Origin of the sequence: Idiomarina aminovorans (assembly GCF_023155095.1) — a bacterium.
Taxonomy (GTDB): domain Bacteria; phylum Pseudomonadota; class Gammaproteobacteria; order Enterobacterales; family Alteromonadaceae; genus Idiomarina; species Idiomarina aminovorans.
The window spans coordinates 186,126-210,812 of sequence record NZ_JAKNDA010000002.1; the positions used below are offsets into that span (position 1 = coordinate 186,126).

The following is a 24,687-nucleotide window of genomic DNA, read 5'->3' on the forward strand; positions in this document are numbered from 1 at the left end:
GAGTTCTCGTTAGAAAACACGGTAATAAAAAGGCTCCTTTATGGAGCCTTTTTATTTGAGTCTTTTATTTCAATCCAAACCGCTGAACCACTTTGTCAAAGTATTCCAGATTTTGTTTGGCGTAGTCACGCTTTTCGACATAACGGCCCGGGAAGAAGTTTTTCTTGAAGCCATAGGCGACCATATCTTTCAGGCGTTTTAACGGAATATCAAAGTTATCAAGAGCTAACTGATATTCATTACTTACCGTAGTGCGCGAGACCAGGCGGTTATCGGTGCAAATGATAGTTGCCAGGCGATGATCCAGCATATGCTGGAAGTTGTGGTTTTTAATGTCACCAATTTCCGGGTTGGTTTGCAGGTTACTGGTTAAGCAAACTTCAACCGCTATCCGGCGGTCCGCAATATAAGAGGCCAGACTCTCGCCGTAAGCTTTTGGATCTTCAATGCTTGGGTCTTGTGTCATTTCAGGCGAGAACAACGAATAGCCGTGGCCTAAGCGATCAGCGTGGCATTGGGTCAGAGCCTCAAAAATACTTTCGGCGCCATAAGCTTCGCCGGCGTGCACGGTTTTTAGCAGGAAATTTTCGTGAGCGTACTCGTACACCTCCTTAAATTCACCGGCCGGGTAACCAATTTCCTGACCGGCGATATCCAGACCAACAATGGGCATACCCTCTTCGTCACGCATACGAACGCTGGCACGAACCAAGTCCATTGCGGCGGTTTTTATCACCTGCATAGGTTCAAAGTCACGCATTAACTGGAACATTTGCGTGTAATAAGGCGAAAACCCTTTTTTACCAAACATGCGCATGGCGCAATTGATAATGCCGTATTCAAACGGTGGCTTATCACCATTTTTCACGTCGGTCTGGTTGTTGTACTCTTTTTTAGCGCGCAACAAACCATCGTTAACAACATGCATGATGGTATCAAAGGTCACGCCTTTACTCGGATCCATCAGCAGCTGAGGCGCAAAGCGCACTTCAATATAATTAACGCCTTCATTTTGGTTATCGACAGCTAACTCATAAGAAGCTTGTTCCAAATTTTCTAAATCGCGCAAGGCTGCGCAGGTGTACTGAAAACCGTTAAGGTATTCACCCAAATTGTTGTAATGAGATTTAAATACGAGCTCAAACAAACCTTCTTCGGTGTAACTCGGAAGCTCGATATCAGCACGTTTGGCCATATCAATTAAGCTGCTGGCGCGGAGGCTGCCATCAAGGTGCAGGTGAAGGTCAGATTTAGGAATGGCTTTGATAAATTCGGGGGAATATTGCATGAGGAACTCCTGCCTTATGGTTGCTTTGTCTTATAATGCCATAAAATCGTGCTAATCTCTGCTCGAATCTAACCACATTAACTTAAAAAACAGAACAAATGGCTTCTCTATATTTTACGTACTCTGCAATGAATGCGGGTAAAAGTACGTCACTGTTGCAAGTGGCTCATAATTACGAAGAGCGTGACCAGCAGGTGTTACTGATGACTCCCGCACTGGATGATCGGGCCGGGAAGGGGCGTATCGCGTCACGCTTAGGTATTGGCCGCGATGCGATTTCGTTTACCCACAGAACTGATCTAGCGGCGGTTGTGCGTGCTCGCTATAGGCAACAACCAATAGATTGTGTGCTCATTGATGAAGCTCAGTTCTTGACCGAAGAACAAGTCTGGCAACTGTCGAGCCTGGCCGATACCGATAATATTCCGGTCATGTGCTACGGTATTCGTACTGACGCTTTTGGTAATGCGTTTCCCGGTAGTGCTGTTTTACTGGCGATTGCTGACAAATTGGCGGAAATGAAAACCATATGCCACTGCGGACGCAAAGCAACCATGTCTTTGCGGGTTGATGAGCAAGGCAATGCTATTCGCATGGGTCAGCAAATATCGATAGGCGGTAATGAGCGTTATGTTTCCTGCTGCAGAAAGCATTGGAAAGAAGCCATGGGGCTGCGCTAAAACGATTAAATAGAGTACCGAATATGGGTTTTAGCGAAGGCACTTGATGGTATACTGAGTTTCTCATTTTTTAGCCTGAAGTGACTATGCAAAGCTTAACAATTCCAAGACCTGATGACTGGCACCTGCATTTACGTGATGGTGCTATGTTGCAAACTACCGTACCTGCAACCGCAGCGGTGTTTCATCGTGCGGTGGTTATGCCAAACCTGGTACCCCCGGTAACCACAGTCGAAGCCGCACTAACGTATCGCGCACAGATTATGGCAGAGGTTCCTGCGGGTGTACGTTTTAACCCGCTAATGGCTTTGTATCTCACGGCAGATACAACCTCTGAAGAAATTGCTCAAGCTGCTGCGAACCAGCACGTTATTGGTTTTAAGCTGTATCCTTCAGGAGCTACCACAAATTCTGCCGCTGGTGTGAAATCGGTAGAAGCTCTGGCTCCGGTACTGGGAGCTATGCAGGAGCATCAGGTTCCTTTACTGGTGCATGGTGAAGTGACCGACAGCGATATTGATATTTTTGACCGCGAAAGAGTTTTCATTGAACGCCATTTAATTCCAATCACCGAGCGTTTTCCAAACTTAAAACTGGTGCTGGAACATATAACGACTGCGGACGCTGTTGAGTTCGTTAAAAACGCCAACAGTAATGTCGCCGCAACCATGACACCTCAGCATTTGTTGATGAACCGCAATGACTTGCTGGTTGGTGGTATTCGTCCTCACAATTATTGTCTGCCAATTTTAAAACGCCAGTCACATCAGCAGGCTTTGCAGCAGGCTGCTCTGTCCGGTAACCCGAAGTTTTTTCTGGGAACCGATTCTGCGCCGCACGTACAAGCCAGCAAAGAAACCGCTTGTGGCTGTGCCGGATGTTATTCTGCACCCGCTGCCATCGAGCTTTATGCTGAATTTTTTAGTCAGCACAATGCGCTGGATAAATTAGCTGATTTTGCCAGTGGTTATGGTGCTGACTTTTATCAGTTGCCCCGCAATACTGAGACCATTGAACTGGTTCAGCAGCCATGGACCGTTGCTGAAACGGTAGACACGGCAACAGGTCCTATGGTGCCATACTGGGCCGGGGCTGATTTGCAATGGAAACTGCGTGGCTAGCCGTTAAAGTTGCGTCGCAAGAAATGAGTTATTACGAACGTCATAAAGAACTTCAGACAAGTGCTTTTTGTGGTGAGCTTTGCAAAGTTTCTGTTAACATGGTTTTAAACTAAGTAAAGGGTGTTGTTGAGTGCTGGGACTTTCAAAGCAAAAAGAAAATGATCACCGCATTTGCTTTCAAGTAACGCAAAACAGCGTCCGTCTTCTTATTGTAAAAGGGTCAGGTAAAGCTCCTGAGCTGATTGTTAACGATCATGAACAAGTGCAGCAGGGCAGCTTAGCTAAATACGCAGAAACTCTGTTGCAAAAATATTCTCGTTTGTCATTAAAACACGCAAACGTTACTTTGGTGCTGGGAACCGATTTATACGAGTCGGTTCAGGTTGATCGGCCCGCTCTGGAGCCCGCCGAAATTTCAGGAAGCTTAAAATACACTTTAAGCGATTTAGTCTCTTTTTCGACGGAAGAAATTATTGCCGACTATTATGAGTTTCCCGAGCAGCCATCCGGCCAGGATAAACTGATTGCCGTTGCGGCGAACAAAAACTTTTTAATGCCCTGGGTTGAGTTATTTAACGAGCATGATTTGAGCTTAACGGATATCGCAATTACGGAATTGGCGCTACCCCGCTTAGCCGAAACTCAGAGTCACGCTGAACTCACTTTATATCAAAACCCCGCGGGCAATTACATTGCCCAAATTAATACTCCAAAAGGGTTGATGTTTACTCGCCTGCTACGCGGTGTGACCGAGGTGTCTAAATACACAGAGAGTGAAATAGAAGCGGGTGCTTTAGAGCCTCTGGCAACCGAGTTACAGCGTTCGGCCGATTATTTCGAAAGTCATTTGCGGCAGGCTCCCATTAGCCGACTTATTCTCGCTGTAGAACATATAACGCCGGAAGCTCTTGCAAAGAGTCTGGCTGAGCTGTTGGCAGTAGAGTGCACTCGCTACCAGTATCCGCCATGGTCTGCTGACCTGCGCGAGGGCGACTACTCCGATCTTGCGGCTTTAGGTGCGTTAGTTGAGGGCGATTTATGAAGCAATGGGTAAATCTGTACCGCAACGAGCTGAAGCCTGTAAAGCAGAGCCTCACACTAACGAAGGTAAGCTCTGTTTTGGGTGTTTGGCTGGCGCTGTTGCTCGTTGTGGTGGGTGTTACTCAGTGGCAAAATGCAACGGTTGTTGAAGAGAATGAGCGTTTGTCGGCTACTTTGAATAAGATAAATAATAAACTGGAAGGTAGCCGCGAGAGAATTTCCCGGCGGGAGCCAAGCTCGCAATTGCAAGCAGAAAAACAGCAGTTGCTACAAGAGTTGCAGAACGCCAGAAGTTTCAGTCAGCAAATTGCACAGTTTCGACAAAACCGGTCTTCATCCGTTAGTGAGTTTTTGCAGGAACTTGCAGATATCACCCCGGAAGACATTTGGCTAAGCGATTTTTCTATGTCTGGCGAAAATATCCGTTTATACGGGCAAGCGCTAAACAGTGAAGCCTTAGTGCTATGGATGGATAAGTTCGGGCAATCGAGCTTACTGGCTAATAAGCGTTTTGCGGTTGTTGAACTTAAGCGCAGTGAGCAGGGGTATCAGCAGTTTTTGCTGCAAAGCGTCAGAAGCACTGAGGGTGACTCAAACAATGAATAACGGGTGGTTACGCGCACAAGAAACCTTTAACGCTATGCCTGGGCGACAGCGAGCTCTTTTGTCTTTGGCCAGTTTTTTAATGATTACCCTGCCGCTTATGAGTTACGTTATTTCCCCAACGCTGGAGCAGAGCAAAGCGCTCTCTGTGGAAAATACCCGTATTGCTTCTCAAATAGAGCAGTCTGAGCAATTAGAACAGGACGTGCAGGCGCAGTTAGCTAATGATATTGATGCTCCGCTCCGGGCGGAAATTAAGCAGTTGAAGCAGCGGTTAGCTCAGGCAAAAGGCGACTTTTCACAAAGTCAGGTTTTGTTGCCCGCACAACAACGAAAACAGTTTCTAAAGAGTGTGTTGCGTTTTGCCTCAGAACTGGGAATGGATAGCTTAGAAGCTAAAGAGCCGACCGTCGTTTTTGAAACCGGATCTATTAAGCTTTATCAGCATGCTGTGCAGGCTGAATTTACCGGGCGCTTTTTTGCGATATCCGACTTTGTGGATACGCTGCAAAAAGAATATCCGAATGTACAGTGGGCGCGCTTTGATTATCAGGTAGGCGACTACCCGACAGCAACAGTCACCATAGTTTGGTATCTGCTAAGTACGGATAAGGAGTTTATCAGTGCTTAAAGGAATTGTGTTTTTACTGTTTATGGTCTCGGTTTCGTCTTTTTCGCAAGAGCGGGACCCGACTCAACCTCCGTTCACGGTCAGTCAGCCTTCCGTGGCAATGGATAGCTGGGGACAGAATATCAAACTGTCTCAGATTTATTATTCAGACCAGAGTCAGTCAGCGCGAATCAACGGCGAGTGGGTTAAGCCGGGCGACAATGTAGATGGTTTTCGGGTCAGCTCAGTTAACCCAAACAGCGTTACTTTAGAGAAGAACAACCAGAGAGTAGAGATAACTTTGTTTAAGCCGATAAAACAGAACGAAAAAGGCGACCCGGGGGCGGTACAATGAAAAAAGTTGCAGCAGGAGCATTATTGTTGGCACTGAGCGGCTGTGCTTATCAACCGAGCTATTCTCCAGATGAAGCCAATAAAGCGATGAAACCGGAAGCTTCTGAAAAGAAACAAACGAAACCTAAAAAAGAGCTGCCTGCAGAAGTCAGTAGCTTTTTAAATCAGACCGCTAATAAAGAACAAGAAGACGGCTTAGCCTTACTTGAGGAGCCCCGCTTTGTGCTGCAGGCTGATAACGTCGATGCCAAGGCCTTCTTTTATGGGTTGGCAGCCGATTCTCCTTACAATATTTTGGTTCACCCCAATGTCAGCGGCGAAATCTCACTGAGCCTTAAAGATGTCACGCTGGATGAAACACTCAATGCAGTGCAGGATATGTACGGTTTTGAAGTACGTCGCTCAGGCCGCACCATTCAAGTTTTTCCTTCCGGTGTAAGAACTCAGACGTTCTCACTGGATTACCTGTCGCTTCGTCGTTTTGGCATTTCGCAGACTGAAATTTCCGGTGGTGGTGTGAGCGAGGAGCGTAATCAAGGCTCGCGGAATAATTCTGGAAGCAGCAACAGTAATACTCGTTCCGAAGGAACCCCTTTGCTTGGTAATAATGATGGAGAGTACCGTAGAGACAGTCAGCAGAACCAGTTGCAAGGCAACGGCTCAAGTATTAATACCCAGTCAGAAACCGACTTATGGGGCGGTCTGAAGGACGTTATTGAAGGTATTATTGGTGGTGGTAATGTGGTGTTATCACCACAGGCCGGTATTGTCAGCGTAACGGCATCACCGGAAAAGTTAAGAGCCGTTGGTGATTTTATCGACAGACTGGAATCGCGTTTGCAACGTCAGGTGATTCTGGAAGCCCGGATTATTGAAGTGACCCTGAATGATGGCTACAAGCAAGGTATTCGATGGGAGAGCTTTGCATCAGGAAAAGTTGGATTTGATGCCACGGTTTCTCCTGGTAACTTGGCTTCGGCTGCCACTGGAGGTTTGTTTGGTCTGACATACAGAGACGAGTATAATGGCTTCGAGAGCGCTATAGAGATGCTGCAGACACAAGGCACAGTCCAGGTTCTTTCTAACCCCCGTGTCAGTGCATCAAATAATCAAAAAGCGGTCATAAAAATTGGTGAAGACGAATATTTTGTGACCGACGTTACCAATCGCACAACATCGGGAGTCGGAGATCTTACTTCATCGGATTCCGATATTGAGTTTACACCGTTCTTTTCCGGTATCTCGCTGGACGTAACGCCACAGATAAGTGACGACGGTGAGGTGATTCTGCATGTCCACCCCTCAGTGGTCGAAACCAGCGAGCAGGAAAAAGTGATTACTGTTTCAGGCAAAGAGTCCGTGCTACCGCTGGCACGCAGCAACATTCGTGAATCGGATACCATCGTCAAAGCCCGTAACGGTGAAATTGTGGTACTGGGTGGTTTAATGCAAACCACAAACACCGAAGAAGTTGGAAAGGTGCCACTATTAGGTGATATACCTCTGCTGGGTGAGCTTTTCACTAACCGTCGTAACCGTCAGGAAAAGAAAGAGTTAGTCATATTATTAAAGCCAACGGTGGTGGGGGTTGATACCTGGCGCGATGAACTCAAACGATCTCGCGAGCTTCTGCAAGAGTGGTTCCCGGATATTGAGCAATAGGCAGTATGTATTTATACCATTACGGCTTACGCGAACTGCCTTTTACCATAACGCCAAACACGCAGTTCTACTACGACTTGAATAGCCATCACGAAGCTTTCGAGGTGGTTTTAACGGCGTTAAAAACGGGTGAAGGTTTTATTAAAATTACCGGAGAAGTGGGTACCGGCAAAACCTTGTTATGTCGTCGATTATTGAACGACGTACCTGACTTTTTTAAAACCGCTTATATTCCCGACTCATACTTGGATCCGACAGAGCTCAGGCTGGCTATTGCGCAAGAGCTTTTGGTTGAGACTGAGCAACTGACTAACCAGCAGCAGTTGGCGCGGGCATTGCAGCAACGTTTATTGGATATCAATAAAAGCGGACAGGCAGTGGTGATATTCATTGATGAAGCACAAGCATTACCGGAAGAGAGTCTTGAAGCGCTGCGCTTGTTGTCTAATTTAGAGACAGAGCGGCGTAAATTAGTCCATATTGTTTTGCTGGGTCAGCCAGAGTTAGATGAACGTCTGGCGCAAAAAGCCTTCAGGCAGCTACGACAACGAATTAGCTTTTCACATAAATTAACCGCAATGAATGTCGATGAAACCGCTGCATATATTGCGCACCGAATGGACGTAGCCAACTACAAAGGTTCGCCTATATTTGACTGGAAGCTGGTAAAGCGACTGCACCAAAGCAGCCGCGGTGTTCCGCGTTTGGTGAACATGTTGTGCCATAAAATGCTGTTGTTAGCTTATGGCGAAGGTCGCCGTCAGTTATCGTTACAAGACTTGAAACTAGCGGTTAATGATACTGAAGATGCCGAATTGCCCCGGTCACTGAACTTACCGATTGCTTTATCGGTTTGTGTGTTTTTTCTTGCAGCGGCCGCGGTCAGCTATTGGCAAATGGGTGGTTTGCAATGAGTGTCATCAACAAAATGCTCAAAGATCTTGATCGCCGGGGGCAGCAGCCTTTCTCGAAAAGGGCGGCCAGCAGCGCGGTAGAGAAGCGAAATAGTCCCAAGCCAGGGTTATGGTTTTTAGGATTAATGCTATTCATTGTTCTGGCGTTGGTGGTTTTTTGGTGGCAGTCGTCTGATAAAAACATGATGACGGTCAGTGAAAGCAAACCTAATGAGCGACCAAAAGTCCAGGAACGAGTTGAGCCTTTAACCAAGGCCTCTGCGTTTAAAGCACCGGAAAAACTGGTGACTCCTGCTGAAAGCCGTTCGCCGCAACAAAAACAACCTGATACAAAAGATTTAGCTTCAGTTGAAATGCCCGAGCCTGAGTCTGAGCGCCGGTCTGAGCGGACTCAGAAAAAACAACCTGAACCACCGGAAACAGTAGCTGAAAATACCACTGAAGAGGCCAAAAAAGGCGGCGAATTCAGTAAGCAGTCAGTTCAGCTCTCGCCAGAAGAAATTGCCAATAAGCATATTGAAAAGGCTCAAAAAGCCCAGCAACAAGGGCGCTTAACCTTGGCGGAGGAGCACTGGCGCAAGGCCCTGGCTGTAACCCCGGACAATAAAGAAGTCAGAAAAAAGCTGGCGGCATTGCAGTTTGGTCGTAATAAAGTCTCGCAAGCTTTAACCACTTTAGAAGCCGGTTTTAAGCGCTCTTCAACAGACTTTGAGTTTCGTTTGTTAAGTGCTCGTATTCTGGAAAAAGAAGCCCGCCCGGCTGCGGCTTTAAGTCTATTAAAACAGGCCGCGCCCAGCGCGGGCGAATACCCGGAATACGTTCAAAAGCAGGCGTTACTGGCGCAGGACATGGGCGATTATCAAGCTGCTGCCGATGCCTACCAACGCTTAGTGCAAGCTGAGCCTGCGCAAGGTCGCTGGTATTTAGGAAAAGCCGTTGCAGAGCAAGAATTTGCGCCAGAAGTGGCGCTGTTGTCTTATAAAAAAGCATTAAGCCGAATAAAGCATCGGCCGACTCTGGAATTTATTCAGCAGCAAATTGCCTTGCTAGAGGCCAGTGAATTAGCAGGTGAGCAATGAAACGTCCACGTCTTAAAATGCGACTGGGTGATCTGCTGGTCCATGAGCAGATCATCAGCGAAGATCAATTACAAAAAGCTTTGGAAAAGCAACGTGTCAGTGGGCGTAAGCTGGGTGCAACGTTAACCGATCTTGGCTTTATTTCAGAGCAACAATTACTTGAGTTTTTGGCGCAGCAATTAAAACTGCCGTTAATCAGTATCTCTGAACGAAAAATTCCAGGGGAAGCTTTTAAGTTGCTTCCTGAAGTTCAGGCGCGTCGGCACCGCGCCTTGGTCATAAAAGCTGACGAAAATAGTGCCTTAGTCGGCATGAGTGATCCGGCCGATTTGTCGTCGATTGATGCAATAAGCCAGCTACTGACTCCGCGTCAGGTAGAACTGGCGGTTGTTCCTGAAGGCGAGTTGATGCAGGCCTTTGATAACTTGTATCGACGCACCAAAGAAATTGAAGGCTTCGCCAGCCAGCTGCAGGATGAATACGAAGACACCAGTGAGTTTGAACTGGGCAATCTCAGCCTGGATGACGACACCGATGAGGCAACGGTCGCTAAATTGTTGCAGTCTATTTTTGAAGATGCGGTACAAGTCAGGGCGTCAGATATTCATATAGAACCAGATGACCGGAAGCTCCGTATTCGTCAGCGTGTTGATGGCGTACTGCAGGAAAACGTACTGGATGAAACCAACATTGCCAACGCGCTGGTTCTGCGGCTGAAACTCATGGCCGGACTTGATATTTCCGAACGACGTTTGCCGCAAGATGGCCGTTTTAACATCAAAATACATAAGCACAATATCGACGTGCGGGTATCGACTATGCCGGTACAATATGGCGAGTCCTGTGTATTGCGCTTGCTGGATCAATCCGCCGGCCTGCTGTCATTAGAGCAAACCGGTATGCCCGAATCTATTATTAAACGCGTACGTAACCTGATTAAGCGCCCGCATGGCATGCTGTTGGTAACGGGACCGACCGGGTCTGGTAAAACAACCACTTTATATGGCGCGCTGAGCGAACTGAATACTGAAGGTAAAAAAGTCATTACGGTTGAAGACCCGGTTGAATATAGCTTACCGCGCATTTCACAAGTGCAGGTGAACAGTAAAATTGGGCTGGATTTCTCCCGGGTATTGCGTACAACGTTACGTCAGGATCCGGACATTATTATGGTGGGTGAGATGCGCGACCACGAAACCGTTGAAATTGGTTTACGCGGCTCCATCACCGGTCATTTGGTCTTATCGACATTGCATACCAACGACGCCATCACCAGTGCTATGCGCTTGATAGATATGGGCGCGCCCGCTTACTTGGTGGCGGCAGCGTTGCGCGGCATTTTAGCTCAGCGGCTGGTACGCCGGGTGTGCGATAAATGCGCTGAAGACTATCAACCGGATGAACCCGAAAGTCAGTGGCTGGAGCATTTGAAAGAAGGCAGCTCGGGGTATTCTTTCAAGCGCGGAGTGGGTTGTCAGACCTGCAACCACACCGGGTATCGTGGTCGTATCGGTGTATTCGAGCTGCTTGAAATGAACACGCCGATGATGGATGCACTGCGTGACGGCAACACACGCGAATTTGCCATAGCGGCTAAAGCTCACCCAGGGTATCAGTCTATGGCGACGGTAGCACTGGAGTACGCATGCGAAGGCATTACCACCGTTGACGAAGTTCTGTTCCTGGCCGAAAGTGTTGAGGACAGCATCTGATGAAATTCCGGTATCGCGCGCGGGACAAAACCGGCCAGTTGCAGCAAGGCTCATTAGATGCCAATGACGAGCGCAACGCTGCCGATGTATTAATGCGCCGGGGGTTGGTTCCGTTATCGATTAATCCGGTCGTTGGTCAGGGCTTTTCTTTAGCGAATAGTCGCTTTGGCGAAAGTCTGCAATCGGCGTTTCAGCAAAAAGTGTCGCTGGACGAATTGATTATATTCTGCCGACAAATGTACTCGCTGACGCAAGCCGGTATTCCAATGCTGCGTGCAATAGAAGGGCTGGCGGATACTACTCAGAATAAACGCCTGCGCAAAACCTTAAAGGATGTGCACGATCAGCTGGAAAAAGGGCGTAATTTATCGACTTCGATGTCGCAGCACCGAGGTGTTTTTCCGCGCCTGGTCATTGCCATTGTGCATGTGGGTGAAAATACCGGGCAATTGGAAGAGTCTTTTCAGCAGCTTTCGGTTTACCTGGAAAAAGAACAAGACACCAGAAAACGGATAAAAGCCGCCACTCGTTACCCCAGTTTCGTGCTTATTGCGCTGGTTATCGCTATATTTGTATTGAATATTTTTGTGATCCCAACCTTTGCCTCTATGTTCAGCCGGTTTAATGTTGAATTGCCGTGGGCAACCAGAGCGCTACTGGGGTCATCGCAGTTTTTTGTTTCTTACTGGCATGTGTTAATGGTTGTAATGGTGGGTGCCTTTTTCGGCCTTCGGTATTACATAGCAACAGATAATGGACGACTCAAGTGGGACAGTCTGAAACTAAAAATTCCGGTTATTGGCTCTATTTTAATGCGCTCTATGCTAGGGCGTTTTGCCCGTAGCTTTTCGGTCATGATTGGTGCCGGTGTTCCGCTAACTCAAGCTTTGTCATTGGTTGCCGAAGCGGTGGATAACGCCTGGATGGAGAAACGTATTATTGAAATGCGCCGCGGTATTGAACGAGGCGATAACTTATCACGGGTAGCCCGTCAGTCAGAGCTGTTTACCCCATTAATTTTACAGATGATATCGGTTGGTGAAGAAACCGGTCGGGTTGATGTTTTGTTGTTAGAAGTGGCTGAATATTACGAACGAGAAACCGATTACGATTTGAAAACCTTAACCGCCCGTATTGAGCCGTTAATGATAGCGGTTGTCGCGGTTATGGTGCTGATTCTGGCGCTGGGCATATTCACTCCAATGTGGGACATGATGAGCGCGTATCAGGGACGATAATGACAAGAACTACAACTGACGAACGTAAGGGGGTTCAGCGTTTACAGAATATTCTGGTGGTATTGTTGTTGTTAATACTGGCCGCCGTGGCCGCCAGAACGGTTTTGATAAACGGGCCACAGCAGTGGCGTCAGACCGAGTTAGATATTGCGGTATCGAGCTTTCTTGACTCGCTTTGGCTGGCGCGCACCGAATGGATGCGCCGCGGCAAACCGGCAGAAATTGCGTTGCTGAATGAAAGCCGGGAACAGCAAGCGAGAATAATGATGAACGGTCAGGGCTGGCCTTCGGTTGAGCAAGGCTGTTTGCATTTATGGCAGCAGTTGGGAGGTGAAATACCGACCAGCGCCTTGCAGGCAGAAGCAAGTAATGAATCTTGTCTTTATAACGTTAATGAGCGTGCCTGGTTCACTTATAACAGTAAGCTGGGCCAGGTAATTCAGAAATAACACGGGTGTCCCGTTTTAAGTGTTAAATAAATGTCATAATATGGACGCTACTGGAGTTTTAGTATGAGAGCTAAAAATGAGAAATAAGCAGCAAGGCTTTACCATTATTGAGCTGATTATTGTCGTGGTTATTCTCGGCTTGTTAGCGGCCGCTGCCATTCCACGGTTTACCGACGTGTCGTCGGACGCCGAAGACGCGGCTCTTGAAGGGGTTGCTGGTGGTTTTGCCAGTGCCGTTGGTATTGTGCGTGGTGAGTGGGAGCTCAGTGGCCGGCCAAAAGGTACGAGCGGAACGGGTGCCGGAGCCGAAGTGTCTCTGGACCAAATTCTGCTCTATGTCGACGGCAACACCGGTTACCCGGTCAGCGGCGGCAATGTCCAGGCGCACGATGAGAACATGACCGCAACGGATTGTGTCAGTATCATGCAGTCCATTTTACAGGGCGCGCCCACAGTGACCACCAATTTTAATGACCTGCAGCAAATACGTTATTTCACTTATGTGACACAAGACAGTGCTGCCGGTAACGATATGTGTGTTTACTATTTAGGTAACACCATAAAAAATGAAGCAAACGCGCCAGCGGACGACGATTACCTGACAATAGGCAACGCCTTCGTCTATAATCCACGTAATGGCGGCGTGAGTATTCACAGCAATAACCAGTAAGTTTTTTTATAACAATTGAGAGTTTTAATTATGCGCAATCAAAAAGGTTTTACCCTGATCGAACTGATCATCGTTATTGTAGTTTTGGGGATTTTAGCAGTAACGGCTGCGCCTCAGTTTATTGACTTTTCTAGTGATGCTCGTACGTCGACTGTAAAAGGGTTGAAAGGGGCAATGCAGGGTGCTTCGCAAACAATCTATGCAAGAGCAGCTATTGATGATGACTTAGGTAGTACAGGAAGTGTTAATAGCGTAGATACAGTTAATGGTTACCCGGCAGCTACTGAAGCCGGTATTGTTACTGCAGCAAATTTAGATGCAACAAATGTTGACCCTGCTGCTACAGTAATAACAGACTGGGCGTTTTTTGCAGATAGCGGTACTATTTCAATTGCCCCAGGCGACCAAGTACCAGATCCGACAACGGCTGTGGTAGGGGATATTACTGACACGAACTGTTATGTAGAATATTCAGATGCTGCTGACTCAGACACTCCTCCAGTAATAACTACTGAAACGTCTGGCTGCTAATTCGTGAGAAGCCTGCAGTTATAATATTGCGGGCTTCAACTTAAAGGTAAGTTATGAAGTCTCAAGGCTTCACTCTTGTAGAACTCATCATCATAATGGTGATCATCGGTATATTGGCGGTGTCTGCCAGCCCCCTTTTTATCAGTGACTCTGGCACAAAAAGCCAGGCTTTCCGTTTACAAGCTATGAGTATTTTGCGGGCTATTCAGCTGCAAGCTATGCAGGATACGACCAGTCAATATGTGGCCGAAGTATCACAAAATACCTTGGGTCAACCTCCGTTCATCGAAGAAAACAGCCGCCAGATAAGCGATGTAGAAAATGTTACCTTTTCGTTTTCAGAGCCTCTTCCGGCAACAATTGGTTTCGACGGTTTAGGTCGACCAACAGAACAATGCAGTGGCGGATGTACTATCACCATTTCCGAAAATTCAGGCTCTAGCCGTGATCTTTGCATAAACAGTGAGGGCTATATCAATGAGTGTTGAGCAACCAAAAGGTTTTACGCTTATTGAGCTAATCATCGGCATAGTCGTTATTGCAATTGTGACGCTGGTAGTAACTGCTGGTATGGGAACTTTGTCTCGTCAAACGGTGGACCCCTGGCAACAAGTGCGAGCGACTGAATTGGGCCAAAGTCTGATGAATGAAATTATGGCACGTAAATTCGATGAGGTAAATTCAGCAACGGTGCGTTGTGGTGAAGGTGCTGGAGCCTGTACCACGCCCGCAAACAGTTGTGCCGGGCCGGGGAATCTATTGCCAAATACCGATGGTGCTGAAACTCGCGAAGACTTCGATGATGTGGATGATTTTAATTGTCTGGGTATCAATACTACCGATTTAGATAACATTTTTGGCTCCGCCATTGATACCAGCTATTACAGCGGGTTTCGTGCAGAGGTTCGGATAAGTGAGTTGGTAGTTGACCAAGTCAAGCAAATCGATATTGTTATCATCACCCCGCAAGATCAGCGGATTGATTTCTCTGGAGTGAGAGGCAATTGGTGATGCGCACTAATGGTTTTACCTTGATCGAACTTGTTATTGTGATTATTTTGCTGGCAATTGTATCCATCTTTACCTTTCGTTTTGTTGGTCTAGGGTCAGAAATGTACGTTTCCGGTGCTGAGCGTTTAAAATTACTCGACCAGAGCCGCTTCACTATCGAACGAGTTACGCGAGAATTACGTAATTCGGTACCGAACAGTGCTCGCGTACTGACGTTAACGGATGGTAGTCAGTGTTTAGAATTTGTTCCTATTAAAGTTGCCGGTACCTATTACGACGCGCCGTTTGCTAATTCAGCAGATGAGTCACTCGAATTAGTTACCATGTCGACCACCTGGGATAGTATTGATGCGGGGCCGGTCAACAATGACCGGTTATTTGTTTACGCCACTCGACCAGACTTTATTTATCCGGATAAGATTGGTGGAGAACGCCGCTGGAGTCGAGTAGCCAGCAATCAAAACCACACGAATCAGCAAACAACAGTGACTCTGGAACCCGGGTTTTATTTTGCGGAGGAGTCACCACGTCAGCGTATTTATGTTGGACGTCCTCCCGTCAGCTATTGCGTTCAAACCGACGGTAAAATAAAACGCTACAGCAATTACGGCTGGAATCAGACACCGACAGCATCAACCAATGTGGTAATTGGCGAACAGATTATTAATTTGACGCCTGCGGGTACTCAAGTTCCTTTCGAAGTTAAGAATGCAACACTGTTGCGAAATAACGTGATCCACGTATTCTTAGAGTATGAAACGGCTGTGGGTGAACGGCTTTTCTTCAACCAAGAGATACATATTCCCAATGCGCCTTAATGCTCTAAATTCAATCCAACGTCAACAAGGCAGCGCTTTGGTCGTTGCCATCTTTGTGATTGTCGTTTTGGGGTTGTTAGTCAGCGTACTTTCAAAGTTAGTCAGAACAAGTTCTGATTCAACTGTTATTGAAGTACAAGGGAACCGAGCGTTTATGGCTGCGCAGAGTGGAATTCAACGCGCAATGCTCGAACTTTACCCTATTGGAGGCTCGTTCACCCCGTGTAGTGATGGTCTTCTTGCGGACTATGATTCTTTAAAGATTGCTGCTCCAATAGAAAAGTGCACCGCTAAAGTTACATGCCAAGCATATAACGAACCAAGTGACCCTGACTACGATGAAAAGATAGCCAGTCATTACCGACTAGAGTCTACTGGCACCTGCGAAGCCGGCAATACCATAACCACTCGCAAGTTGGCCATCGAAACGAGAGCGGTGGAATGAGTCGCTTAAACATAACATTAGCCATTTTTTTAACATTTTTGGCTGTGAGTTCGGAGTGTGTTGCAGAGACCTTTAAGATTCCTCCGCCCGGTAACTCGGGTCAACAAACGTTTCCGGATTGTGCCTTTAATCAATCAACTAACACTTATGTGTGCTCAGAAGATCTAGAGTTCGATAATAACGATGTCATCGAGTTAAGAGGTAATCCATCTTTGCCTATAACGTTCGATGTAGCTGGAAAAATTTCGTTTGGAAATAATGTGCGGGTTAATAATGGAGGAAGTCCCGGTGACCTGATCTTTGACGCGGAGGAAGGATTTGAAGTTGGTAATGATTCAGTGCTGGTTGGAACTATTAATGGAGCAACTGACGTAGATTTAGGTTCTAGAGTTCAAGGCGTTGGAAATATCATCAATGTGAATAACATTGATATCGATAACGGAAGTGAGATAGATGGTCGTTTAGAGGCAACTGGTGCAATAGAGTTAGGCGATCGAGTGACGATTGGCGGAGATATAAATGCTGGAGGGGACTTCGATGCAGGTAACGGTGTAAATGTTGGAGGTAATATAGATTCCTCTGGCGAAACCTCTGCAGGAGAAGATTTTATTCTAGGCGGAAGTATTTTTTCCGGTGATACGTTAGAGCTCGGAAATCGTGCGGATATATCTGGAAATATTGGAGCTCAAAACAGTATTGAAATAGGTGAGGACAGTTCGTTAAAAGGGAGCTTAACAACCTTTGGAGCAGATGAAGAGATCGATTTAGGAAATCGCACAACGGTGACTGGTAACATTAATAGTAGTGGTGACTTCGAAGTGGGCGAAGACTCAACTATAACCGGTAACGTAACTGTTGACGGAGAAGTTGACGTTGAGAATCGGACTACAGTAGAAGGTTCTCTTGACGCAGGGGACGAAGTTGAAGTTGGTGAAGACGTTTCAATAACTGGCAATATCAATGCTAAAGGTCCAGTAGAATTGGGTAACAGATCAGTAGTAGGCGGCTATGTTAATGCTCCAAATGGTGACGGCGATCTTGGTGATGGAACAGTAAATGGCCCGACATGTGACCAAAATAATAATGTTGGAGGGTGCTCCGGTAATACCCCTAATCTGGCGCAGTGTGCCGACGTTTGGCCCGAAGCCTCGGTTTACTCGGGTAACTCTATACCAAAGCCCATTGAATTACCGGAAGATGAAAATCAAAATCCATTGCCACAGCAGCTTCAACCTGTTGACTATTTACGGGTGGCTCCTGCAGGAGGCTTTACTGACGTTGGTGCAGATTATGAAACCAATGGACAAACATCGAGAGTGTATATTGAAGGGGATTTAACCATCCAGGAGGGGCGACAGATCAATGTAAGTGGGAGCCCGGATGAACTTATCTTGGTGGTTACGGGAGATTTGACGATTGAAAGGAACGTGGCTATCAGGGGTTACATCTATGTTGGAGGGAGTTTGTTTGTTCAGCGGGGAGCTAACGGGAATAACCAAATAGAGATAGAAGGTGCGATAAGTGTCAGCAACGAAAGCTTTTATTTAAGTGGTCCTGGCAGCTTAACACCACCTGCGATAGAGTATGTCGCTCCCGAGTTTCCGTTCAATGGCGGTCAATTTTGTTCTGTTGCGTCGCCTCAACCACCCTCCCCACTCCTCAACTGGAAGCTTAACGATGGCCCCTGGAATAACTCGCCAGCACAGGTTATTGACAGCAGCGGTAACAGCTTTGATGGAACCAGCAGTAGCGTCGAATGGAGCTCCAACACGCCTGCAATACCAACAAACCTTAGTGGCGAGGGAACTTGTGGCTATGGTGAATTCGATTATACGCAAAGCCATACAATACAAATTGCTGATGATGTCAACGGATTGAATGACCAGCTTGATTTTGGCCCGGGTGAGGAGTTTACAATTGGGCTATGGATAAAACCCAAGTCGTTTAACCCTTCATCGAATCTGATGACTATTGCCTCTAAAGATACAAATTATGAGTTTCATGTTCGCAATAATGGCAGCATTAATTGGTGGTGGAACACAGGTTCTGGCAATACAAGGCAGTTCGATAGCTCTACTGTGGTTAATGTTGGAGGCTGGCAATACGTCGCTATTCGTTATAAAGATGGCGAACAAAGCATTACAATAATTGATGATCAGTTTAATACGGTTTCAAAGACCACGGAAACCTACGGCGGAGGATTAACAACCAACGACCGCCCTTTCATTCTTGGTAATGACTTTAATCAGACTCGATATTTCGATGGTGATATGGATGAACTGTCGGTTTTCAATGAATCGCTGACAGACAGTCAATTACTGGCGGTTGCTCAGCAAACCACACTATGCGAAACATCAGGACCGGTGTGTCTTCTGCCGGATCTGGATGAAACATCATTTTCGGCGGATTGGGCCGTTATCGAAAGTGGTAATACGGTACCAGGAATAATTAATTCTGGCAGTCCTTCACCGCGCTTAAGGTTAACAGAGAACGCGCAGAATCAAACCACGGCAATTACCTTAAAGCAGCCGGTGGCAGCCGCAGGGAGTAAGGTTGAAGTAACTTTTAGGTTATATGCTTATGATGGGAGTGGTGCGGACGGAATTGCGTTGGTTTTGTCGGATAAAATCCCTGTTAATGCTGGCCAATTTGGTGGTTCATTAGGTTATGCCAATTCCAATAGTAACTCTGGCTTCGATGGTGGTTGGTTAGGTATTGGTTTTGATGCTTATGGCAATTTTGCAAATGCAACCGAAGACAGAAATGGCGGGATTGGCCGTACACCAGACAGCGTAACCTTGAGAGGTGCCGAAGATGCGGCGGCGGGGCGTCAGGAGTATCAATTTATCGGTACGTCTGGGACATTGGGTACAGGAATCGATGATGCGTCTGCCAATACACCCAAACCAGGCCATTTATATAAAGTTGTGATCGATAATACCGACACGAGCGCCGTTAGTGTCGAAGTGTTGAGAGACATATCGGGTCAGGGTAATAACTATATTTCATTGTACCAAAATAATGATATTTCGAATTTGCAGCCGGCAATTCCGAATGAATTCTATATCAGCTTTGCCGGCAGTACTGGTGGCTCTACCAATATTCATGAATTCGATTCGTTTCAGGTGTGTTCCAGTGATGATATTCAATCAGAATCCATCAATCATTATCGATTAAGTTTCCCTAGCTCTGCTGTTTCCTGTGTGGGGGCTAAAATTAGTGGTGTTGCCTGTGCCGACGCCAACTGTGGTATCTATAATCAACCCGCCAGTGCAACGTTTGAGTTACAACAAGGCGGCGCAGAATCGGGAAGTGCAATATGGACCAGCAAAACGGCAAATCTAGACAGTACTGTTAAAAACACGACAGTGAAAGATAATGCGGGTATCTATTCGGTCGCCCTGACCGGAAAAAGTCCGAGCGCACCCACGCGCTGTTTCGTTGATGGAGTTGAGACGGCAAGCTGTGAGCTGGAGCTTAAACAGGCCGGATTTATATTTAACGACCCAGCCTCAAGTGAAGGGTTGAATGAAATAGGTCGTAAGGTTTCAGGCGAAGATTATTCTGATGAGGATATAGACGAAAAGGTTTTTGTAAGGGCAGTAACCACCGACGATAACCAACTTACTTGTTCCGACTTCACTGAGAATCTGTCGAATTTACAATTGAGTTTTCAGTGCGTTAACCCATCAAGCTGTCCGTCCGCAAACGATACGAATCTTGGTTTTTATGTAAAAGATGACGAGAATGCAAGTTTTACACAAATAACTAATACTCCAGCTCCTGTACCCATCAATTTTGAGGGTTCAGAGGCGGGTTTCTATATGACCTACGGTGATGCAGGCGCAGTATCAATAACCGCAGGTGCAGAATATGCTGATGGCCTGTCATTAACGGGCACTTCTGATCCCTTTGTCTGGACGCCTGATAATATTAAAATTTCAGCAGAAACTGCTGCTGACGGTGACGGAGTACCATACGAGAATGGCATATTAGCTAAAGCCGGCCAAAACTTTACTGTTAAATTACAGCCGTTGAACGCCAATGGCGATCAAACGCCGAACTTCGGTAATGAAACAACAGTAAGTTACGAATTGGAGCTAGAGGAGAATCGTCACACAACTGCCGATCCGAATCGAGGTGAAGTTACTGGAGAGTCCTCTTTTAATAAGCCGGACATTAACGTTCCTGAATTTATTTCTAATTCAATCACTTACGATGAGGTGGGTGCCGTAAAGCTCGTTGCAGAGGTAAAGGGCAAGCAGTACTTACCACAATACCATCCATCAGACGGTTTTTTTGCCGGTGAACAAACAATCGGGCGTTTTATACCTGATCGGTTTGTTATGTATGACAACGAATTTGCTAATGTATGCGGTGGTTCAATGGGCGACCCCTTTTATTACATCGGTCAGCCACAAGAGCTCGCCGGCTATTTTGAAGCTCAGAATGTTGCTGGTGATCTCACTAAAAACTATGACGGTACACGGGCGCCAGGTGATGTAAAGTTGATGTATAAAGGTTTTGGTGGGCTAAGCAGTTCGCTGCAAGACGAGCAACCGCCATTAAGCGATGTCTTAAGTTTTGAATTGAATTGGAACAACGGCGTTGGTGAATTCGCTGATCCAGCAAATGTTGTTTACCCGCGAGCATCAAGTTACGACGAAACCGAACTATATGACTTTGAAGGTCCAATAGAAGACTATCAGTTGGGTGTTCAAATAGACGATGGTGAGGGTGGAAATTATTATTCAGTAATTGAGGGAGCCTCTCTGAGCAGTACTGGCGGTTTCAATTATGCCGTATTTGACGAAGCAGACCTGCTGTTTGGCCGTTTAAGGTTGAAAAACCTTATTGGGGCTGCGGTTGATCCATTACCTGTAAAAGCAGTGATTGAATATTGGGACGGCAGCTCGTTCGTTGTGAATGAAAGGGATAGTTGTTTTGACTTTGAGCAAAATGCGTTAAGTGTAACAACGACTACCAATCTTGAGGGAGTACCAATCGCGTCGACGCCAAATCTAGCAGCTAGCCCAGCAAGCAAATCGTTAACAAAAGGCTCGCTAGTAGCCGTTAATGCGAGCACGGCTATAAATGATTTGATCCGTTGGGAAGGGCTTACCGACCAAAGTAAGTTTGAATTTGAGTATGACTTAAGTAACGTTAAATATTTACGGTTTGACTGGCTCGGCGATGGTAACTTAGATGGTAACTTAGATGATGCCCCCCAAGCAGAAGCCTTAATTGGCATCTACCGCGGCAGCGATCGCCAAATTTACTGGCAGGAAGTGGGCTGGTAGGACGAATTATAACGAATAATCGACAATTCTATGACAATGCCTCTTGCTCTTTTGTTGACAAGCAAATAGCATAAAGCAGAGTTTAAACATAAAATGCGCGACGTTGACGAACGTTCAACATTATTACAATAACGACAGCGCGATTACAGCTTTGGCTTTTACGCCGCTTTGTTATTTTTTCAAGCTTGGAATGGAAACATGATGCGATTGGCTCGACTGGCCCTGGTAATGGCCTCTACATTGACATTCGCCTCGACGGCTCTTGCTCAGCAGGAGATGACTGTCGAAGAAATTGCTAACCAAATTTCGACTCTAGAGAGCGATTTTGAAAATTTTTCTGGCACCGTAAATACGCTTCAGCAAGAAGAGCGGGAATTGCGAGGAAAGTTACAAAGCTTGCGTGAGCGCAACCGCGAACTGGAAACGAAACGCGAATCAACATTGGCGGAAATGAATGACCGTTATCAACGCCTGGTGGAAGACCCAACAATTGATATTGCGGGCGCTCAAGAAGCTTACAAGCAAGCGGTCATGGCTCATCAGCAGAATAAAGCAGACATTAAGCAGCAGGTAAGTCTGGTTAGTCAAAAATCGCGTGAAGTTGAAGAAGCGCGTGTCAGTAAGCATAGCCTGATCAATGAAATTGAAACTTTAAAAGAACAACGAATCCTAGCCCGCGTAGAGCGCATCGAGAGCGAGTTTAACCAATCAGGTAATCTTGAGGTTAGTCAGTCAATTAGTTGTGATCGTGATGAAACACTCGGGCAGTGTGAGAACCGCGGTAAATTGATGGCCAAGCAAAAAGCTTCAAAACAATATTTAGATTCTATAATGAATGGGCTGAGTGAGGCATCTCTGGCGCGTGGGAATATTGATAAAGCGAGCCCTAATGTTCAAATTTTAGGTTCCAAAACGGTTAGCAATGGTTTCAGTGGCGCGGGTAACTACGGCGTTAAACTGGCCGTGGAACTTCGTGGTCAGTTACCTAAAAGCCAGGCGTGTACTTTGTTAAGTTTGGATATGCGTTACTGTGCCGCAAAGCAACGGCCGGGGGAGTTGCAAACGGGTGATGAGCAAACGGTTGATAGCTCCGTCATGCACCCGTTAACCATACGCTCTAATGTGTATGACGATGAAGTTGTTATCGATGGTGTGAGCTATGGTTCAACACCTTTAGAAGTCATGTTGCCAGGTGGTGAACACCAGGTGGAGATTCTTAAATATGGTTATTCTGCGTACGCCGAAAAAATCATTTTAAAAGACTCGACGTCTATTCGGGCGGAACTGGAAAAATCAGATTACTCCTTTACTCGTGGTGAAAAAATTCAGGATATTTTGTTCCGCGATGTACGAGGACCTGAACTTGTCGTTGTTCCAGCCGGTAAATTTAAAATGGGTGATTTGGTCGGTAAGGGCTTGCCGAATGAACGTCCTGCTGAAACACGCGAAATTCCAACGGCCCTGGGTATTTCCGACACTGAAATTACGGTTGAGAAGTTTAGTCACTTTGTTGAAGATACCGCCTATGTCACCGAGGCCGAAAAAAACGGTACTTGCGCAAGCCTGAATAATGGTCGTCCGCAGTTTAACGAAAAACTCACCTGGAAAAACCCTGGGTTTAAACAGTCAGACAGCTCTCCGGTTGTTTGTGTTAGCTACAATGACGCTAAAGCTTATGCGGATTGGTTAACTCAAAAGAGTGGCTTCAAATACAGCATTCCAACTGAAGCAGAATGGGAATACGCTGCGCGTGCGGGGTCTGAAACTGACTTTTGGTGGGGAAATGATGTTGGTTATGGCAAAGCAAATTGCCGTAATTGTGGTACCGATTGGTCAAACTCACGCCCGGCACCGGTAGGCAGCTTTCACCGTAACCCCTGGGGATTATACGACACTGTCGGTAATGTCTGGGAGTGGGCTGAAATTGATAATGGCGTGGTAGTCAAGGGTGGCGCCTGGAACTTTACGCCAAGTTTGGCCAGAGTTTCTACAAAAATGGAATTACCCTCAGATTTTAACTCCAACTACATTGGATTCCGTGTTGTAAGAGCCCAGTAATGAGTTACTGAGCTCTTTGCCGTCACTCTGTTAGCTATAAGTAGGGATATACCGCTTCATGTTTAAAAAAATTCGCGGCCTTTTTTCAAACGACCTCTCTATTGACCTTGGAACAGCAAATACGCTTATCTACGTCAAGGATGAAGGTATTGTACTGAATGAACCGTCTGTTGTTGCCATTCGTCAGGAACGTTCTGGTGGACCTAAATCTATTGCCGCGGTCGGTGCAGCAGCAAAACAAATGCTGGGTCGTACGCCGGGGAATATTCGAGCTCTCCGCCCTATGAAAGATGGGGTTATTGCGGACTTTTATGTCTGCGAAAAAATGCTTCAGTTCTTCATTAAGCAAGTGCATGACAGTAATTATTTCCGTCCAAGCCCGCGCGTCCTGGTCTGTGTTCCTTGTGGTTCGACTCAGGTTGAGCGTCGTGCCATTCGAGAATCTGCGTTAGGCGCCGGTGCTCGCGAAGTCTACCTTATTGATGAGCCTATGGCTGCGGCTATTGGCGCTGGTTTACCTGTATCAGAGGCCACCGGTTCAATGGTGGTTGATATTGGTGGGGGTACGACTGAAGTTGCTATCATTTCACTCAATGGTGTGGTTTATTCCTCATCGGTACGTATTGGTGGTGATAAGTTCGACGAAGCCATTATTAACTATGTGCGCCGCAATTTCGGAGCGTTAATTGGTGAAGCTACGGCTGAACGTATTAAACATGAAATCGGCTCAGCATTTCCGGGTGAAGAACTGAAAGAAATTGAAGTGCGCGGTCGTAACCTGGCGGAAGGGGTTCCACGGTCATTTACGCTGAACAGTAATGAGATTCTCGAAGCTCTGCAAGAGCCGCTCATGGGTATTGTTAGTGCGGTTATGGTTGCACTGGAACAGTCGCCGCCAGAATTGGCATCGGATATCGCCGAACGCGGTATGGTGTTGACTGGCGGTGGCGCTTTATTGAAAGATCTTGATCGCTTACTTCTTGAAGAGACAGGAATACCGGTTATTATTGCTGATGATCCGCTAACTTGTGTTGCACGCGGTGGTGGTAAAGCCTTAGAGATGATTGATATGCATGGCGGTGATTTATTCAGTTATGAGTAAT

22 protein-coding genes are annotated in these 24,687 nt (G+C 46.6%); 21 read left to right on the plus strand and 1 reads right to left on the minus strand.

Annotated features, from left to right (window positions below):
* Nucleotides 1-64: 64 nt before the first annotated feature.
* Nucleotides 65-1,288: an adenosine deaminase family protein gene (locus tag L8G48_RS04995; protein ID WP_248263505.1), complete on the minus strand. Its 1,224-nt coding sequence runs from the start codon at nucleotides 1,286-1,288 to the stop codon at nucleotides 65-67.
* Between the two features lie 98 nt (nucleotides 1,289-1,386).
* On the opposite strand from L8G48_RS04995, the gene L8G48_RS05000 reads away from it, so the two are divergent.
* The 21 genes from L8G48_RS05000 to L8G48_RS05100 all read left to right on the plus strand — a co-directional run bounded on the left by L8G48_RS05000 (nucleotide 1,387) and on the right by L8G48_RS05100 (nucleotide 24,686).
* Nucleotides 1,387-1,968: a thymidine kinase gene (locus L8G48_RS05000; RefSeq protein WP_248263506.1), complete on the plus strand. Its 582-nt coding sequence runs from the start codon at nucleotides 1,387-1,389 to the stop codon at nucleotides 1,966-1,968.
* 86 nt (nucleotides 1,969-2,054) lie between these two features.
* Nucleotides 2,055-3,089, plus strand: a complete 1,035-nt coding sequence (pyrC, locus tag L8G48_RS05005) for a dihydroorotase (RefSeq protein WP_248263507.1) — start codon at nucleotides 2,055-2,057, stop codon at nucleotides 3,087-3,089.
* Between the two features lie 130 nt (nucleotides 3,090-3,219).
* Nucleotides 3,220-4,131 (plus strand): Type II secretory pathway component, encoded by a 912-nt coding sequence (locus tag L8G48_RS05010; protein ID WP_248263508.1) that lies wholly within the window; start codon nucleotides 3,220-3,222, stop codon nucleotides 4,129-4,131.
* Nucleotides 4,128-4,736: a PilN domain-containing protein gene (locus L8G48_RS05015; protein ID WP_248263509.1), complete on the plus strand. Its 609-nt coding sequence runs from the start codon at nucleotides 4,128-4,130 to the stop codon at nucleotides 4,734-4,736. The genes L8G48_RS05010 and L8G48_RS05015 overlap by 4 nt, the downstream gene beginning before the upstream one ends.
* Nucleotides 4,729-5,364: a Type II secretory pathway component gene (locus tag L8G48_RS05020; protein ID WP_248263510.1), complete on the plus strand. Its 636-nt coding sequence runs from the start codon at nucleotides 4,729-4,731 to the stop codon at nucleotides 5,362-5,364. Before L8G48_RS05015 ends, L8G48_RS05020 begins: the two co-directional genes overlap by 8 nt.
* Nucleotides 5,357-5,698 carry a general secretion pathway protein GspB gene (locus L8G48_RS05025; protein WP_248263511.1) on the plus strand — a complete coding sequence of 114 codons (342 nt, stop codon included), beginning with the start codon at nucleotides 5,357-5,359 and terminating at the stop codon, nucleotides 5,696-5,698. Before L8G48_RS05020 ends, L8G48_RS05025 begins: the two co-directional genes overlap by 8 nt.
* On the plus strand, nucleotides 5,695-7,359 hold the full coding sequence (gene mshL, locus L8G48_RS05030) for a pilus (MSHA type) biogenesis protein MshL (protein WP_248263512.1): 1,665 nt from the start codon (nucleotides 5,695-5,697) through the stop codon (nucleotides 7,357-7,359). Before L8G48_RS05025 ends, mshL begins: the two co-directional genes overlap by 4 nt.
* Nucleotides 7,360-7,364: 5 nt before the next feature.
* Entirely contained in the window at nucleotides 7,365-8,273 is a 909-nt protein-coding gene (locus tag L8G48_RS05035) for an ExeA family protein (RefSeq protein ID WP_248263513.1), read from the plus strand.
* Nucleotides 8,270-9,352 carry a tetratricopeptide repeat protein gene (locus tag L8G48_RS05040; RefSeq protein WP_248263514.1) on the plus strand — a complete coding sequence of 361 codons (1,083 nt, stop codon included), beginning with the start codon at nucleotides 8,270-8,272 and terminating at the stop codon, nucleotides 9,350-9,352. The genes L8G48_RS05035 and L8G48_RS05040 overlap by 4 nt, the downstream gene beginning before the upstream one ends.
* The gene (locus tag L8G48_RS05045) at nucleotides 9,349-11,064 is read left to right on the plus strand and encodes a GspE/PulE family protein (RefSeq protein ID WP_248263515.1); all 1,716 of its coding nucleotides are present in this window, start codon (nucleotides 9,349-9,351) and stop codon (nucleotides 11,062-11,064) included. Before L8G48_RS05040 ends, L8G48_RS05045 begins: the two co-directional genes overlap by 4 nt.
* On the plus strand, nucleotides 11,064-12,302 hold the full coding sequence (locus L8G48_RS05050) for a type II secretion system F family protein (protein ID WP_248263516.1): 1,239 nt from the start codon (nucleotides 11,064-11,066) through the stop codon (nucleotides 12,300-12,302). Before L8G48_RS05045 ends, L8G48_RS05050 begins: the two co-directional genes overlap by 1 nt.
* The gene (locus tag L8G48_RS05055) at nucleotides 12,302-12,751 is read left to right on the plus strand and encodes a Type II secretory pathway component (RefSeq protein ID WP_248263517.1); all 450 of its coding nucleotides are present in this window, start codon (nucleotides 12,302-12,304) and stop codon (nucleotides 12,749-12,751) included. Before L8G48_RS05050 ends, L8G48_RS05055 begins: the two co-directional genes overlap by 1 nt.
* Before the next feature lie 76 nt (nucleotides 12,752-12,827).
* Nucleotides 12,828-13,421, plus strand: a complete 594-nt coding sequence (locus L8G48_RS05060) for a prepilin-type N-terminal cleavage/methylation domain-containing protein (protein WP_248263518.1) — start codon at nucleotides 12,828-12,830, stop codon at nucleotides 13,419-13,421.
* 30 nt (nucleotides 13,422-13,451) lie between these two features.
* Complete coding sequence (locus L8G48_RS05065) at nucleotides 13,452-13,952, plus strand: prepilin-type N-terminal cleavage/methylation domain-containing protein (protein WP_248263519.1); 501 nt, start codon at nucleotides 13,452-13,454, stop codon at nucleotides 13,950-13,952.
* 53 nt (nucleotides 13,953-14,005) lie between these two features.
* Nucleotides 14,006-14,440, plus strand: coding sequence for a prepilin-type N-terminal cleavage/methylation domain-containing protein (locus L8G48_RS05070; RefSeq protein ID WP_248263520.1), 435 nt, complete (start codon nucleotides 14,006-14,008; stop codon nucleotides 14,438-14,440).
* On the plus strand, nucleotides 14,430-14,963 hold the full coding sequence (locus L8G48_RS05075; RefSeq protein ID WP_248263521.1) for a type IV pilus modification PilV family protein: 534 nt from the start codon (nucleotides 14,430-14,432) through the stop codon (nucleotides 14,961-14,963). Before L8G48_RS05070 ends, L8G48_RS05075 begins: the two co-directional genes overlap by 11 nt.
* On the plus strand, nucleotides 14,963-15,781 hold the full coding sequence (locus L8G48_RS05080; RefSeq protein WP_248263522.1) for a PulJ/GspJ family protein: 819 nt from the start codon (nucleotides 14,963-14,965) through the stop codon (nucleotides 15,779-15,781). Before L8G48_RS05075 ends, L8G48_RS05080 begins: the two co-directional genes overlap by 1 nt.
* On the plus strand, nucleotides 15,771-16,226 hold the full coding sequence (locus L8G48_RS05085) for a Type II secretory pathway component (protein ID WP_248263523.1): 456 nt from the start codon (nucleotides 15,771-15,773) through the stop codon (nucleotides 16,224-16,226). The genes L8G48_RS05080 and L8G48_RS05085 overlap by 11 nt, the downstream gene beginning before the upstream one ends.
* Nucleotides 16,223-21,526, plus strand: coding sequence for a LamG-like jellyroll fold domain-containing protein (locus L8G48_RS05090; protein ID WP_248263524.1), 5,304 nt, complete (start codon nucleotides 16,223-16,225; stop codon nucleotides 21,524-21,526). The genes L8G48_RS05085 and L8G48_RS05090 overlap by 4 nt, the downstream gene beginning before the upstream one ends.
* Before the next feature lie 198 nt (nucleotides 21,527-21,724).
* Complete coding sequence (locus L8G48_RS05095; RefSeq protein ID WP_248263525.1) at nucleotides 21,725-23,584, plus strand: formylglycine-generating enzyme family protein; 1,860 nt, start codon at nucleotides 21,725-21,727, stop codon at nucleotides 23,582-23,584.
* Between the two features lie 58 nt (nucleotides 23,585-23,642).
* A complete protein-coding gene (locus L8G48_RS05100; RefSeq protein ID WP_248263526.1) occupies nucleotides 23,643-24,686 on the plus strand; it encodes a rod shape-determining protein in 1,044 nt (347 codons plus the stop codon).
* The last annotated feature ends 1 nt before the right edge of the window (nucleotide 24,687 follow it).